The sequence below is a fragment of the Aliikangiella marina genome, from assembly GCF_007004765.1.
GTDB lineage: Bacteria > Pseudomonadota > Gammaproteobacteria > Enterobacterales > Kangiellaceae > Aliikangiella > Aliikangiella marina.
This window is the reverse complement of sequence record NZ_VIKR01000003.1, coordinates 111,333-126,199: the sequence shown is the minus strand read 5'-3', so window position 1 is coordinate 126,199 and position 14,867 is coordinate 111,333. Positions and strand designations below refer to the sequence as shown.

Annotated in this window: 17 protein-coding genes; 10 read left to right on the top strand and 7 right to left on the bottom strand. The window is 43.3% G+C overall.

Going from position 1 to position 14,867, the window contains the following annotated elements; genetic code table 11:
• Positions 1 to 14: 14 nt before the first annotated feature.
• From FLL45_RS12475 to FLL45_RS12465, 3 genes are all read left to right on the top strand, one after another.
• A complete protein-coding gene (locus tag FLL45_RS12475) occupies positions 15 to 656 on the top strand; it encodes a 2-hydroxychromene-2-carboxylate isomerase (RefSeq protein ID WP_142942390.1) in 642 nt (213 codons plus the stop codon).
• Between the two features lie 94 nt (positions 657 to 750).
• A complete protein-coding gene (locus tag FLL45_RS12470) occupies positions 751 to 1,182 on the top strand; it encodes a DUF6173 family protein (protein ID WP_142942389.1) in 432 nt (143 codons plus the stop codon).
• Positions 1,183 to 1,351: 169 nt separating this feature from the next.
• Complete coding sequence (locus FLL45_RS12465; RefSeq protein WP_142942388.1) at positions 1,352 to 1,588, top strand: hypothetical protein; 237 nt, start codon at positions 1,352 to 1,354, stop codon at positions 1,586 to 1,588.
• 89 nt (positions 1,589 to 1,677) lie between these two features.
• Here FLL45_RS12465 and ompR read toward each other — a convergent pair whose 3' ends face one another.
• A complete protein-coding gene (ompR, locus tag FLL45_RS12460; RefSeq protein WP_142942387.1) occupies positions 1,678 to 2,397 on the bottom strand; it encodes an osmolarity response regulator transcription factor OmpR in 720 nt (239 codons plus the stop codon).
• A gap of 505 nt (positions 2,398 to 2,902) precedes the next feature.
• Between ompR and FLL45_RS12455 the strand changes: the two genes are divergently transcribed.
• Positions 2,903 to 5,215, top strand: coding sequence for a Tex family protein (locus FLL45_RS12455; RefSeq protein ID WP_142942386.1), 2,313 nt, complete (start codon positions 2,903 to 2,905; stop codon positions 5,213 to 5,215).
• Positions 5,216 to 5,514: 299 nt separating this feature from the next.
• The gene (locus FLL45_RS12450) at positions 5,515 to 6,027 is read left to right on the top strand and encodes a disulfide bond formation protein B (RefSeq protein WP_142942385.1); all 513 of its coding nucleotides are present in this window, start codon (positions 5,515 to 5,517) and stop codon (positions 6,025 to 6,027) included.
• Between the two features lie 20 nt (positions 6,028 to 6,047).
• Here FLL45_RS12450 and FLL45_RS12445 read toward each other — a convergent pair whose 3' ends face one another.
• Positions 6,048 to 8,000: a PAS domain-containing sensor histidine kinase gene (locus tag FLL45_RS12445; RefSeq protein WP_142942384.1), complete on the bottom strand. Its 1,953-nt coding sequence runs from the start codon at positions 7,998 to 8,000 to the stop codon at positions 6,048 to 6,050.
• Positions 8,001 to 8,191: 191 nt separating this feature from the next.
• Between FLL45_RS12445 and rsd the strand changes: the two genes are divergently transcribed.
• The gene (rsd, locus tag FLL45_RS12440) at positions 8,192 to 8,644 is read left to right on the top strand and encodes a sigma D regulator (RefSeq protein ID WP_142942383.1); all 453 of its coding nucleotides are present in this window, start codon (positions 8,192 to 8,194) and stop codon (positions 8,642 to 8,644) included.
• 94 nt (positions 8,645 to 8,738) lie between these two features.
• On the top strand, positions 8,739 to 9,035 hold the full coding sequence (locus FLL45_RS12435; protein WP_142942382.1) for an antibiotic biosynthesis monooxygenase family protein: 297 nt from the start codon (positions 8,739 to 8,741) through the stop codon (positions 9,033 to 9,035).
• Between the two features lie 117 nt (positions 9,036 to 9,152).
• On the opposite strand, the gene fur is transcribed toward FLL45_RS12435, so the two are convergent.
• Positions 9,153 to 9,557 carry a ferric iron uptake transcriptional regulator gene (gene fur, locus FLL45_RS12430; RefSeq protein ID WP_142942381.1) on the bottom strand — a complete coding sequence of 135 codons (405 nt, stop codon included), beginning with the start codon at positions 9,555 to 9,557 and terminating at the stop codon, positions 9,153 to 9,155.
• Positions 9,558 to 9,754: 197 nt separating this feature from the next.
• On the opposite strand from fur, the gene FLL45_RS12425 reads away from it, so the two are divergent.
• Positions 9,755 to 10,144, top strand: coding sequence for an outer membrane protein assembly factor BamE (locus FLL45_RS12425; RefSeq protein ID WP_142942380.1), 390 nt, complete (start codon positions 9,755 to 9,757; stop codon positions 10,142 to 10,144).
• 62 nt (positions 10,145 to 10,206) lie between these two features.
• Here FLL45_RS12425 and FLL45_RS12420 read toward each other — a convergent pair whose 3' ends face one another.
• From FLL45_RS12420 to FLL45_RS12410, 3 genes are all read right to left on the bottom strand, one after another.
• Positions 10,207 to 10,473, bottom strand: a complete 267-nt coding sequence (locus FLL45_RS12420; protein WP_142942379.1) for a zf-HC2 domain-containing protein — start codon at positions 10,471 to 10,473, stop codon at positions 10,207 to 10,209.
• Positions 10,473 to 11,075 (bottom strand): RNA polymerase sigma factor, encoded by a 603-nt coding sequence (locus FLL45_RS12415; protein WP_246075823.1) that lies wholly within the window; start codon positions 11,073 to 11,075, stop codon positions 10,473 to 10,475. Before FLL45_RS12415 ends, FLL45_RS12420 begins: the two co-directional genes overlap by 1 nt.
• 243 nt (positions 11,076 to 11,318) lie before the next feature.
• Complete coding sequence (locus tag FLL45_RS12410) at positions 11,319 to 12,314, bottom strand: WD40 repeat domain-containing protein (RefSeq protein WP_142942377.1); 996 nt, start codon at positions 12,312 to 12,314, stop codon at positions 11,319 to 11,321.
• Positions 12,315 to 12,450: 136 nt separating this feature from the next.
• Between FLL45_RS12410 and FLL45_RS12405 the strand changes: the two genes are divergently transcribed.
• Both FLL45_RS12405 and FLL45_RS12400 read left to right on the top strand, forming a co-directional pair.
• Positions 12,451 to 13,230, top strand: a complete 780-nt coding sequence (locus tag FLL45_RS12405) for an FKBP-type peptidyl-prolyl cis-trans isomerase (RefSeq protein ID WP_142942376.1) — start codon at positions 12,451 to 12,453, stop codon at positions 13,228 to 13,230.
• Positions 13,231 to 13,281: 51 nt separating this feature from the next.
• On the top strand, positions 13,282 to 13,611 hold the full coding sequence (locus tag FLL45_RS12400) for an Mpo1-like protein (protein ID WP_142942375.1): 330 nt from the start codon (positions 13,282 to 13,284) through the stop codon (positions 13,609 to 13,611).
• Positions 13,612 to 13,616: 5 nt separating this feature from the next.
• Here FLL45_RS12400 and FLL45_RS12395 read toward each other — a convergent pair whose 3' ends face one another.
• Complete coding sequence (locus FLL45_RS12395; protein WP_142942374.1) at positions 13,617 to 14,624, bottom strand: DMT family transporter; 1,008 nt, start codon at positions 14,622 to 14,624, stop codon at positions 13,617 to 13,619.
• Between the last annotated feature and the right edge of the window lie 243 nt (positions 14,625 to 14,867).

The following is a 14,867-nucleotide window of genomic DNA, read 5'->3' as shown; positions in this document are numbered from 1 at the left end:
ATTAGGATCGGTTCATGCAAAAGCTTACTTGGTATTTTGATTTTATCTCACCTTTTGCTTATATCCAATTTAAGCAATTTTCGCGACTTCCTGATGATACACAGCTTGAATTAAAGCCAATACTATTAGCCGGACTGCTCAAACACTGGAATAATGTTGGCCCCGCTGAAGTTCCCCCCAAAAGAACCTTTACTTATCAACACTGTCATTGGCGAGCTCATCAACTGAATATTTCCTTCAAGATGCCACCCAACCATCCCTTTAATTCGCTACTCGGACTGCGCCTCGCCATCGCCTGTGAAAACGACCCCAGTGCTATCGAAACAATTTTTAATGTTATTTGGCAGGAAGGTATGGATCTTAATTCTCGCGAAGCTGAAAGTTATTTAGCAGCAAACCTCCCGCTCAAGAACATTCAATCAGCAGCAGCAAATACCAATGTTAAGGAGCGACTCCGAACAAACACTGAACAAGCGGCCGCCGAGCAAGTCTTTGGTGTACCAAGTTTTGTCACTCAAGATACCAATAAAATGATGTTTTGGGGACTTGATGCGTTTGACATGTTGTTGGATTACCTACAGAGCAAACAATTTTTCGAGTCTCCTGAGATGCAACGACTCAAAAATCTCCCCGAAGGTATCCAACGTAAAAGGTAGCTTGGTGCGGCGAGTTTCTCATTTCGAGAGGAACACGCTAGGATGCTGTTAAATCCGATTCAGTTAACATTTTAATCAACGAGGAGTTTGGCTCATGGCAATCGATACCGAATATGAGAATACTCAACAAATCCTGAAAAAACATGTGGTGCAACAACGTCCTTTGCCTATGCTGCACGTTCCTAAAAAAGATCCGGGGCTGCGCGAAGCCAATGAATACCAGTCGGCGGGAATGTTAATGCGGCGACTCGCAGATACGATTATTCAATGGCGCGAGCAACTGCCAGAAGACGAAGAGCCAGCAATTTTAGCGGTTATGTACGGTGGCATCCAAATAAATGTTGAAAGACTTGCGCAAGAAAGCTTTCATGGCATTCGAATCGAAGGCAATATGAATGGCAGCCCTTGTATGTTGCTGGCACATCAATCAACCGTCCAATTACTCTGCTTTGTGAAAAAGGTCGAAAAAGAAACCCCCAAGCGCCGAATTGGTTTCATTATCGACGGGGAAGAAGAAGAGGTTTAAACGTCCAAAACTTGCTCACCGGAAAAACTTTAATGATTTCGTTCCAGACTGTGCGCAGTTTGGCACTTTAGCTGTACAGAAAACAATCAACTTTCCTTATACTTAATCGACGGGATAAGTCCATGAAATATCAAAAATGAGCATGGGCCATTAACAAGAGGTAGGCGTTATGCAAGCAGTTAGTTTTGTCGATCGATTCATGAAACAAGAAGCACAGTGTTATCACTGTCACAACACCATCAATGAAGAGCAAACCCATTGCCATCATTGTAGCTCACCGGTCAACGACGAGTATTCGAGATTTAAACAGTCGCTCAATCAACAACAAAACAAAGCTGTATTAATGACTCGCTTGGTGGTTGGGATTAGCATCATTTTTTCGATAGGATTTTTTATCACAGCTTAATCGCTCAAACCAAGAATCACAATCAGCTTAAAAACATGAAAAAGCCCGCATTCGCGGGCTTTTTAGTTCTTCTATAGGCTAACTCTCGGTTAATCATCACTGTCTGGAACAAACACATAGCCGATACCCCAAACCGTTTGGAGATAACGAGGTTTAGCTGGGTCGTCCTCTATCATGCGTCTCAATCGTGATACTTGGACATCAATACTGCGCTCTAAAGCACTGTAATCGCGTCCGCGCGCAAGATTCATTAATTTGTCTCTCGACAATGGTTGCCGTGGATTGGTCACCAAAGATTTCAACACGGCGAACTCTCCACTGGTTAAGGTAAGCTGTTCGCCGTTTTTGGTCATTTCTCGGGTTGCTAAATTGAGCTTAAACTGACCAAACTCAATGACCTTTTCCTCACCACTTGGCGCACCTGGAAGCTCGGTTGTTTTGCGTCTTAAAACAGCCTTAACTCGAGCCAATAGTTCACGTGGATTAAACGGTTTGGCTAAATAATCATCCGCCCCCAACTCAAGTCCGATGATACGATCGACATCATCTCCTTTTGCGGTGAGCATGATAATTGGAATACTGTTTTCATCGCTCCGTAAGCGACGACAAATAGATAGCCCATCTTCACCAGGAAGCATTAAGTCCAATACCATCAAATGATAGTTTTCCCTTTCAAGAAATCGATCCATTTGCTCTGAATCGGCCGCAGCTTTAACGATGAACCCTTGTTCTTTAAAGTACCGTTCTAATAAACTGCGCAAACGCAAGTCATCATCAACTACGAGTATTTTTTGCGTTTCTTCACTCATCCGTATCCCCTCTACGCCTGTTCATTTTTTCTTCGACTAGCGACTAATTTGCCATGCTTTGGCCAAGTTTCACGCTCAGTCTAGATTATTCTGACCGATTAACCATTTGAATGGCAAAGACTTTTTAAGCACCAATTGTTACAGAGTATAACCTATAAGCCAGTTATAGCGTACTTTCTATAGTGAGATATCGTTCACTTAAGAATATTTTTCTCGAATTTTATAGCGATTTAATACTGAAAATCTTGATGATTTGTTTATAATCGCCAGTCCGTTAACTTGACTAGCAACCTGGTCATAAAACCGGCGTTACAAATAAACAATATTTGTTTGTACAGGTAATACCAATCCAAACCTCAAGGACCACAATATTTAACCGCTTATAAGTTGGTTTGAAACTATGTTGCTCAATGCAGCCGAATGCAAGCCTAACCAAATTTACAAGCCAACATAGCCAGACTCTCTAGCAAGAAATTATTTATTTAGCAGCTTTTTAGGAACACATATGCTCAATATTGCCGACCAAATTGCCCAAGAACTTTCTGTCAAACAACAGCAGGTAAGTGCTGCAATAAGCCTACTCGATGAGGGTGCAACCGTACCTTTTATTGCCCGATACCGAAAAGAAGTCACGGGTGGTCTCGATGACTCCCAATTACGTGACCTGGAAGAAAGGCTGGGATACTTGCGCGAGTTAGAAGATAGACGGCAGGTCATTTTAAAAAGTATCGAAGAACAAGAAAAACTGACTCCTGAACTCAAGACGAGCATTGAAAATGCAGAGACGAAAAGCGAACTTGAAGATCTTTACTTGCCCTACAAGCCGAAGCGACGAACTAAAGCGCAGATCGCCAGAGAAGCAGGACTAGAGCCTCTTGCATTAAAGCTTCTCGAAGACCCAAGCTTGACCCCAGAAACCATTGCAAATGAGTTTTTAAATGCCGATAAAGCAATTAATGACAGCAAAGCGGCGTTGGATGGTGCCAAACAAATTCTGATGGAAAAATTTGCTGAAGATGCGGTTTTACTCTCTGCGATTCGCAGTTATTTACAAGAAAACGCCCACGTACGTTCGACCGTAGTCAGTGGTAAAGAAGATTCTGGCCATAAGTTCAGTGATTATTTTGAATACTCGGAAAAACTCGACAAAATCCCTTCACATCGCGCACTCGCACTTTTCCGAGGCCGCAACGAGGGTGTTTTATCACTCGAGTTGGTCGTCGATGCCAATATTCTTAAAGATGACAAAGCAACCAACCATGCCCAATACTTGATCGCAAAACACGCAAATATTAGCCAGCAAGGTCGTCCAGCTGATGCGTGGCTTGATACCGTTGTGCTTTGGACTTGGAGAGTTAAGCTTCACAACTTCTTTGAAACAGAGCTACTCGGTAAATTAAGGGAAGAAGCTGAATCACAAGCAATTGGCGTTTTTGCTTCTAATTTAAGGGACTTGCTTATGGCTGCACCCGCAGGTAAATACGCGACTATGGGCTTGGATCCGGGCCTGAGAACCGGCGTTAAAGCAGTGGTTGTGGATGATACGGGTAAATTACTGACCCAATCCACGATTTTCCCACATGCACCGCAAAATCAGTGGGATCAGTCAATTGCTAAACTGGCAACGATGTGCCAATTACACAAAGTTAAATTGGTGAGTATTGGCAACGGAACCGCTTCTCGAGAAACAGACAAACTCGTTGCAGAAGTCATGAAAAAACACAGCGATTTAGGATTGCAAAAAATCGTCGTGAATGAAGCTGGCGCCTCCGTTTATTCAGCATCAAAGCTGGCTTCTGAAGAGTTCCCGGATTTGGACGTAAGCTATCGCGGCGCGGTTTCAATCGCCAGACGTTTGCAAGATCCGCTTGCGGAACTGGTAAAAATTGAACCCAAAGCAATTGGTGTTGGCCAATATCAACATGATGTCAGCCAAAGCCAATTAAGCAAGTCGCTCGCGAGCGTGGTTGAAGACTGTGTTAATTCCGTCGGTGTTGACCTGAATACCGCTTCTGCGCCATTATTGACCTATGTATCCGGACTGAATAAAACGCTCGCCCAGAATATCATTCGTTATCGAGAGTCTAATGGACGCTTCGCCAATCGCAAGCAGCTTACCCAAGTTGAGCGCCTCGGTCCTAAAGCCTTCGAACAAGCCGCAGGCTTCTTACGGATTACTGATGGCGACAATGCCTTGGATCGCTCAGGGGTACACCCCGAAACTTATCAAATCGTCGAAAAAATGCTCGCCAAGCTCGACTCGAGCATCGATGGCGTCATGGGTAACAAAACCGAGCTCGCTCAGCTAAAAGCCACTGACTTTGTCGAAGAGAAATTCGGTTTACCGACCATTAATGACATTCTTTCTGAATTGGAAAAACCAGGACGCGATCCACGCGGAGATTTCAAAGCAGCCAAGTTTAAGGAAGGTGTTGAGAAGATTGCTGACCTCAGTCCGGGTATGGCGCTAGAGGGGAGCGTAACCAATGTCACTGACTTTGGTGCATTTGTCGATATCGGTGTCCATCAAGATGGCTTAGTTCACATCTCGGTGATGAGCGATCGATTTATTTCAAATCCGAGAGAAGTTGTTAAAACCGGTGATATCGTCAAAGTTCATGTCACTGATATTGATATCAAACGTAAACGAATTAGTTTATCGATGGTCGGTCCCAATCCCGAGTCCGCGGCTAAGGGTCCTTCTAGTAGCGATCGTCCCCAGCGACAAACAGCGAGAAACCGCCCGAGCAAACCTCAAAAGCCGTCTAATTCTGCATTTGGTATGGCGTTAGCTGATGCACTCAAAGGAAAAAAGTAGTCCTACATCACTAGTTGAGATAAAAAATTGGGGCTTTTTGTAAATTTATGTTGCAAGCCCCATATCAGTTTGATATAAATACGCATCGCTAGCGAATACAAGAAGCCCATTTAATGGGACCTGCAGACTGGAAACTTTTACAAGCCTCAATTTAGAGGCTTTTTTATTGCCTGAATTTTACGCTCAAAATTAACGCCTCTTGAACAATATTTCCCAATGCGGAATTTCCTCTGCTTTTTTGTGTCTATAAATTCTGCTAGGCTTGCCAGCGTATCAAAACCAATTACTAGGACCCCAAGATGTTTGAAACCCGTGGCTTCAATTTGTTTATGGCTTTTGTATGTCACCAACTGTTGGTCGCAGCCTATTACTTTCAATACGTAGAAGGAATGGATCCCTGCCCCTTATGTATATTTCAACGAATTGGCGTTTTAGCCGTTGGTATATGGTTTTTAATTCGCGGAATTCACAATCCGTTACCTGGCAGTATTGCCCGCCCGGTTTATGCTAGCTTAGGTCTGCTTAGCGCAATTTTAGGTGGCGTCGTTTCCGGACGTCATATCTGGTTGCAAAACTTACCTGAAGGCGAAGTGCCAGCTTGCGGTCCTGCACTCGACTACTTGATGGAGATGCTTCCAGTCAGTGAAGTGATTGGTGCCGTCCTCGCCGGTGATGGCGAATGTGCCAAAGTATCATGGTCTTTAATGGGCATATCAATGCCGGGCTGGGTATTGTTGTTTTTCATTGGCGTCGGTGGTTTGATGTTATTCAGTCTGTATAACCATTTCAGGCAAACCAAGGTCACTATTTAGTCAACAATCGGCGCTTGCTACTATAGCGGTAACTCGATTTGCTCGTCATGTGAAGTGGTATCGATGCTTTCATGCAGTAATGGCAATAGTATGGTAAAACGACAGCCTTTCCCAAGCTGAGACTCGACCGTCATTTGACCACCAAGCTGTTCGCAGATAATAAAATAAGAGACTGATAAACCTAGGCCCGTACCGGTTTTTTCATCTTTGGTCGTGAAAAAAGGTTCGAACACTCGCTTACGGGTTTGTTCATCCATACCCGGGCCATTATCGATAACCTCGATACAAGCTCTTTGTCCCTCTCGGCGAACAATTAATTCGATCAATGGAAAAAAACCTTCCCTTTCTACTGATGCCAACGCTTGTGCCGCATTGATCAGTAAGTTAAGAAAGACTTGCTCCAATTGATTCTTCTGTGCGCTGACTCTACCAATATCCGGTGAAAAAGTTTTGCGGATTTCGATTTTACGAAAATCAAATTTCTTCTTTTGGTTATAGTCTTTGGCTGACAACCTTACGGCTGTATCGAGGGCGTCTTGAATACTAATCTCACTCGATGCTTGATTCGCCGGCCTCGCAAAACTCAGCATATCACCAACAATATGTGCAGCTCGCTCACCCGAAGTTAAAATACCATCCAAAAATTCGTTAATCCGCTGCTTATCGAGGTATGCGGCCAGACTGTTGAATTCAACCCCTGTTTGGTCAGCGACTTGCAAGTTTCTGGGTAGTTCAGAAGATAAACGCCTTTTGATGTTCTGGGTGCTTTGCATAATAGCACCCAGCGGATTATTGATTTCATGAGCCATCCCAGCCGCGAGTCCACCTAATGAGAGCATCTTTTCTGTTTGCACGAGAGTCTCGTCAATTTTAAGCTGATCGGTAATATCATCGATACGAATAACAACCCCTTGCTCTTCTTCTCTTAAGGTAAAAATCGGATAAATCATCACATCCAAAGTCCTTCGCTGGTGATGAATCTTAGTTTTAAAACGGAAGTTCAGGTTTTGTCCCAGCAAATCTTGTTTAGCTGCCGCATTTTGAATTTCCAGATCGAGTGCCGGAAATAGTTTGGATAGCTTTTCACCAATAGCCATTTTTGCTTCGATATTGGTCATCTTTTCCGCTTCAATGTTCCATTGCATGACCCGATATTTTTCATCTACAGCGATAATTCCTGAAGGCATTGAGTCGATCAGTTTCTCTAGATAATTTTGCATTGAGTCTGCATAGCGCTCCGCCATTTCTCGACTTTGTTTTTGCTTCTTGATTTCAGAAGAGTGTTCTGCAATACGCATCTCTAGCAAGTTACGGGTTTTCTCCAGCGCCTCTTTAGACTTGTCGATTTCTTTTTCAAAATCTCTCCGCAAGGTGATGTCGGAAATAAACTCAATATAGTGAGGTTCCTCCAACCAATTAGCCATCCTAGCGCGACATTCCACAGGCATACGCTTGCCTCCCTTGCAACGATAATGAGTTTCATAAATCACGTTGCCACCATTTTGCATGGTTTTGACCAGCTTAGGATGGCGATGCAGATAACAGTCAATATCAAGATCAAGCACTGAGAGACTTTTGAGCTCTTCTTTTGTATAGCCTAATGATTCGCATGCTCTCTGATTGACTTCCACAATGCGACCATCTAACGCCACCAAAAATACCATGTCGACAACTTGGTCAATCAACAACCTAAAGTCCTGTTGAGTTTCATCCCATCGCTGCGCCTGCACAGATTCCCAGTTCAGCAGATGAAAGGCTGGATAGGCAATTAAAGCCAGGGTTAAACAGGCAACGCCCAACTCTAGCGCCGCTTCACGCCAGTTATATTCGCCATCTAACCAAAAGTTGATACTCAGAGCGCTGATTACCGGTAACAATGCAGCAATAACAAGCAAGGACGCAGTAAAGCCACGAATGGTCCAGTAGCGTGCAAATTGAAACGGCTTTTTTAAGCGCTTATTTTGGCTTTCCATCAAAGTTCCTTGTTTAACTCAGATGATTTGGTGTTATTATTTGAATGCATTAAAAAAACGAACTCAAATTAACCAATTGATTTATATAAAAGTCCGAGCAGTTTTGCAAAATTCAAAAAAATTTTGCAGCCGGCCTTTATTGTGGTAAAACCTAATTAAAATCCTAGCATTAAAAAAGGAGACTGACACGAATGTCAGAAAGTAATACCCCGCTTGGAGCCTTATTAGATACCTCAGATGAGGCTGTCAACAACTGGTTAAATGAAAGGAATCAGTTACTTATTCAATATTTTCGTCTTTCCGGAAAGCGCGACAACAGCTATTTACCCAATGAAGAACAAATTAGCCAATTCTGCGGTTTGTTAATCGATTATGTCTCAGCAGGGCACTTCGAAGTCTATGAAAAAATCGTATCTGCTTGCGAAGTCAATGGTGAGGAAGGTATCACGCTACTTGAAAAGCTTTTGCCCGAAATTTCGGCGACGACTGACATAGTGGTCAACTTTAATGATAAATACTCAAGATTCGCAGAAGAGTCTGCCCTCCAGCAGCTTGCTAACGACTTGTCTTTGCTTGGAGAAGCTATCGCCAAACGAGTCGAGCTCGAAGACAATTTAATTGATACATTGCGAACTAAACACTAGACTTAAATAGCGCTTCATCATATTAAGCACCCCATTACTCCGGCATACTCCAATGTGTATGCCGCTATAACTATCCGCTAAGGAATTACAGATAATGATACGTGTAATCATCGAAAGACATATCAAAGAAGGCTGTTTTCATGATTATTTAGACATGATTCGCCGCGCGAGAAAACAAGCGACTGCAGTGGAGGGATTTATTGCTGGCGAATTACTGCAAGAAAACGCAAACGCCAATCATGCTGTCATCATTTCAAGCTGGGAAAATCTTGAAGCCTGGAATAAATGGCAATCATCTGATGAAAGAGCAAAAGTGTTAACCGAGATGCGGCCTTTACTTGAATCAGATGAGTCAGTAACGGTACTCGAAAGCAGCCAGTTGATGAGCTAATCCCCCAACGCTGATTGCTGACATCAATCCAACCAAAGAAAAAGCCGATCAATCGATCGGCTTTTTTGTGAGTTACTTTAAGGGTCGCGCTATATGGGTGACTAATCTGGCCACTGCCTATGAAGGTTTCTTTTTAACATATAAAACCAAGCTATGATCAATCAACTCATAGCCATGCTGTTCAGCAATTTCCCTTTGTAGTTCTTCGATCGCTTTACTGACGAATTCGATGACTTGGCCGCTATCCACACAAACCATATGGTCATGATGCTCATCACTGCTTAATTCAAATACGGCATGACCATCTTCAAAGTTGTGACGACTTACCAGCCCGGCAGACTCAAACTGAGTCAATACTCGGTAAACGGTAGCCAAACCGACGTCTTCGCCCGCCTCAAGCAACAACTTGTAGACGTCTTCTGCACTAAGGTGTTTTTGCTCCGCATTCTCCAAGATGTTGAGAATCTTCAATCGCGGTAAGGTGACTTTAAGCCCTGCGTCTTTTAATTGTTGGTTGTTCAAGCAACACTCCTGAATAAAAACAAAAAAATTCCACTGACAAGGGAATTATTTCGGTAAAAAAATGACTATATGGACGTATTATATTCTTTTTTTAAGGCATTTTGCACGAAATCATATAGAATAGCCGGTTCTAAATCGTCGACTCCCGAGACAACTCGCTAGAGTCGAGAAGTGTAATAAATTATTTAGGTAAACTGATGTTAAAACACCTTTCGCTTATATTCGTATTTTTGCTAAGCGCTTGCGTTTATCGTTTAGATATTCAACAAGGTAATATTCTCGATCAAAAAGATATCAATGATTTGCGTCCAAACTTGAGTAAAAACCAAGTTTTGTTCGTCTTGGGGACTCCCGTCATTGATGACGGCTTTGCAGATAGTACCTGGACTTATTTATATAGCTATCGGCGCTCGTCTATCGGTGAAACCATCAAAAAGCGCTTAGTATTAACTTTTGAAGAAGATAAACTCGTCGCCGCAGAGGGTGATTATGAAATCCCTGAGAACTTGAGGAAGGGAAGCACACCGGCTCAGACAGAAGAAGCAAGCCAAGAAAGTAATCAAGACGATGTCCAAGAGAGCTTATAACCTCAGCCTCAAATCGCCTCGCTCATTTGTCGGCAGACCTACTTTGCCCATCAAATTATCAGTTAGTCTGCAGCGGACTCCTTGCCGGAATCCGTTTTCGCATCCCTAAATCGCTCCATCATATCTTTTTTTACGGCTTCACTAGGCTGCTTGTTCGACCCCATCAAAGCGATAGTTTTGGAGGTTAATTCCATCTGATCATGGTAACGACGGCAGTTTCGGCAAACCCAAAGGTGCAATTTCAATCGCAGCCCGCGTATACCGGTTACCGGCTTATCCATATTTTCGGAAAGCTGTTCCGCAACTTCTTTACATGACGGTATTAACATCAACACTCTCCAGTTCTTTCAAAATGATCAATCACTTGTAAAACCTTGTCTCGACCACGATGTAGCAATACTCTCAAGTTAGACTGGGTGACATTTAATATGTTACAAATTTCATCCATTGACAACCCGCCAGTGTCTCTAAGGTTCATTGCAACCTTTTGATTTTCAGGCAATTTTTCTATATTTTTTCCAATACAATCGCGCAGTTCACTGGCAGAAAGTAGATCTTCGGGAGTGTCACCATGCCATTGCGAGCTTGGATCCTTCCAATGCGAAACACCATCAAAACGAGGATCTGTCGACCAGTTATCTTGCATCGACTCTAAAGAAACGGAACGGGACTCTTTGCGACGCCGGGTTTTCGCCTCATTGGCGACGATACGCATTAACCAGCTTTTTAGCGATGAGCGACCTTCGAACTTGGGCAATGCTCTCAATGCAGAAATCCAAGCCTCCTGAATGATCTCATCAGCAATCGCAGTACCAGCGATTGATTGCGCAACCGAAAACATCAAAGCATAATGTTGCGAAAAAATTGACTCAAATGTCGTTTCATCGCCGGCTAACAATCGCTCAATTATTATCTGTTCAGATTCAGGCAAACCGTCACTCCAAATTTATTTATTGATAACTGATTGATTAACTAATTATTCGTTGGATGGCGCATCCAGAACAACAAGCGTTATTCGGTGAAATAAAAAAGGTGCGGCAAGCCGCACACTTTTTATGCGCAAATTGATTTTACTCTGAATAAAAGAAAAAACAATTTACTAGGACAGATCAGGTCTTAAGACCTTATGCGCAAGCATACCAGACTCAAATCAAGGTTCAAGTATTTCATCGACTTAACGAGTCGTATTCACTTGCCACTTTTCACCAAATCCCGCCGAACTTTCGCTGAGGATAAACTGGTCATTTTCGGTAAATGCAACTGCATAAACAATCGCCCCAGAGGGTCTTCCTCTGTCTCTGGTTCGCACTCGCCATTGCTTGACTCTTTTACCGTCGGAAACATTCCACAAACTAATATCTCTACCCGGTGCACCAGTCACGACTTGGGTACCATCACTCGAAAAGTTCGCAGCACTGAGTACATACTCTTTTTTCTTAAGGTTCAGCTTAACTTTTTGCTCACCGGTCGTCAGGTCCCAAACGAATGCATTACCAACAGTTCCCGCGGTGAAAGCCTGAGTACCGCTCGGGTCAAGTTTTAACTTCACTACTCGGGTTGCGTGCTCAAAAAGATGACGTGGCTGGCCGGTTTTTGAGTTCCAAAGAATCGCCCGATAGTCATTTCCACCCGTAAATGCCCACACACCATTTGCCGACATATCGACACTCGCTACCGCTTCATCGCGGTGACCGGTAAACTCCAGACGCCGACCAGTATTCATATCCATATGTATTGCTCTTCCATCAGCAAGGCCAAGCAATACATACCGCCCGAGATCGGAAATCGCAACAGCTCTGATTTCAGCAGGTGCCTGCCAATATCCATAAGCCTTGCCAGTGTTGGTATTCCAAATGATGAAAGTGTCTTCATCTGCGGTAATGGCTCTTTTACCGTCGGGAGACAAGCGAAGTGCAGTAATGCCTCTTTGCGGGTCATCACTGTGTTTCCACTGAAACTTTAGCTGATTGTTTTCCAGATCCCACAGTGCAGCACCAAAATTTACTGATGAAATTAAAGCTAATTTTCCATCTCTTGAGATATCTGCATCTAGCACAGCTACCGCAGCATGCGGCCATTCTGCGACTGACTTCTCACCCTCAAAACAGCCACTCAAGATAAAAAAACTGACACTAATCCACAATATCTTAAAAATATGGTTTTTTACCATGCAATAACCTTATATGTCCCCTGTCACGGGCTTCTCATTTAGTCCCTAAGAGTATAGACTGCGTTTTTCACTTTGGGGAACCGTCGACGTAACATCTTCAATCGACACCACTAATAATTAAACAAGAGGAATTCACGTGAAATATAAAATTGCAGCACTAGCAGTAGGACTTTTGCTAGCAGGCTGTCAGCAGCAAGACGCTGCTCAGACGGAAAAAAAAGCAGAAGCCGAGCAAACACAAGAAAAAACAGCCTTAGTGTCTGACGTTGACAAAATGGCATACGCTCTTGGCGCCGATATGGCAAACACGGTTAAGCGTATTAGCGGTGAATATAAAGCCGTAACCATGAGTGACGAAGCTTTACTAAGAGGTTTTAGCGAGGCACTTAAAGGGCAAAGTGCATTGCAGGAAGAGGAAATTCGCCAGCAAGTCATGATTTTCCAGCAAAAACTTCAATTCGCACAACAGCAGAAAATGCAAGAAGAAGCAGCAAAGCGCGATGAAGAAAACACTGCATTTATGGCAAAGAAAGATGCTGAAGGTTACACCAAAACAGAATCTGGTTTGCGCTACAAAGTTCTCACTGAAGCTGCTGAAGGTGCAGCGGTACCCGCTGCAACGGATAAAGTCAAAGTTCATTACACTGGCCGCTTAATTGATGACAGTGTCTTTGATAGTTCAGTTGAGAGAGACCAACCATTCGAATTTTCTCTGACCGGTGGTGTCATTCAAGGCTGGCTCGAGGGTGTCAAACTAATGCCTGTCGGCAGTAAATATCAGTTTGTTATTCCACCAGAGCTTGGATATGGCCCTCGCGGTAATTCCCGTATTCCAGGTAATTCAATTTTAGTTTTCGACGTTGAGTTGCTAGAGATTGTACAACCGAAGGAAGCCACTCCCTCAGCTAAAGAATAGTTCAATCAAGCCCCTTTTAAAGGGGCTTTTAATTTTCCAAGGTTTCAAAAAATGACTCGAACGCACCAATTTAGTTCATTTAATGATTTTTGGCCATTTTACCTCGGTGAACACCGCGAAAAATCTTGCAGAGTCCTCCATTATGTCGGTACGGTTGGTGCTAATGCCCTTCTCATTTATTTTATTTGGCAACAAATGTGGGCCTGGATCCCTCTCGCACTTGTATTTGGCTATGGTCCCGCTTGGATTGGCCATTTCTTTATCGAAAACAACCGTCCAGCAACCTTCAAACATCCTTGGTGGTCATTTATTGGCGACTATAAAATGCTTTACCTCGCAGCCACTGGTAAACTTAAGGCCGAACTCGCCAAGTTAGACTGAATGGCTTAACCGGCTTTAAGCTTTGAGTCCTCGGTTTGAGCGATCGCTTGCTCAGACTTTTGCGCCACCAGCCAGTCGTCGACCATGGACGGCTCAATCACCGATTGTTCGATAAATACCGTTTTTGGCTTTGGTTTTAATTGACTGTAAATGACACCACTTATAACCAATACCACGGCAACATACTGCCAATCGGTGAGCGTCTCTCCCAGCAACAACCAACCAAAAAATAAGGTCGCCAAAGGCAATAAATTCATCCACATCCCGACTTGGCTGGCCGGCATTGATTTGAGTGATGCGTTATACAAAATAAAAGCAATCACATTGACGCCCCAAGCCAGAAATAGAATTGAAAAAATTACTTCTGTCGATATTGACTCCGGCATACCTGGGTTAAACATAAACGCCAACGGTAAGAAAAATAAACAGCCAAATACGGCTTGTAATGTCGTCAAAAACACCGGGGAATATCGGCTCGCAAGCTTTCTTGCGAGCAGACTGTATGCGGTAGCAAAGCAAATAGCGATAAACTCTAAGCCATTACCGAGCATATGATTGCTGCCAGATTCTCCAGACTCTCCGGTCAACGACAATAATATCGCACCTGCAACTGCCATAAGGCCGCCAACCACCATGCGTCGATTAATCGATTCTTTTAAAAAATAGAATGCACACACGGTCACCATAAACGGGTGTAAGGCGGTAATCATTCCAGCTTCCGATGCACTGGTGTATGTCAATGCCAATCCTTCAAACACAAAATAGAGGCAAGGCTCAGCTAACACCAACCCGAGCAACAACCAACCATCGCCTTTCTGATAATTTTGGGTTTCTCGTTTAACCTTTGGTAAAAAAAACATCAGCACTGCAACTGCTAATAGCATTCTTAAAAAAACCGTTGGAAATGCACCCAACTCGGCGACTGCAATTTTCATGGCAATAAATGAGGCGGCCCAAATCACTACAGCAGCAATAACTTGGCTAATAGCAAAACTATTATTTTTAATACCCATAGCGTTCTCCCAGCAAACTAATTTAACCCCCGTGATTTCTTTGCTAAACCACGTATAGGGCCGGCGAGTCTACAGGGATAGGCTTTAAGGACAATCGAAATAAATTGACCTTTCACATTAGTTTTTTTAATGCAAAATAGCGACAAATAATTAATGCACGCTTTTGGTGCAATCAATCTTTAACATGCACCAATTTGTAGCTGTTTTTTCATGAATTAAGGCTATAATTTCCTTTGGTTGCAC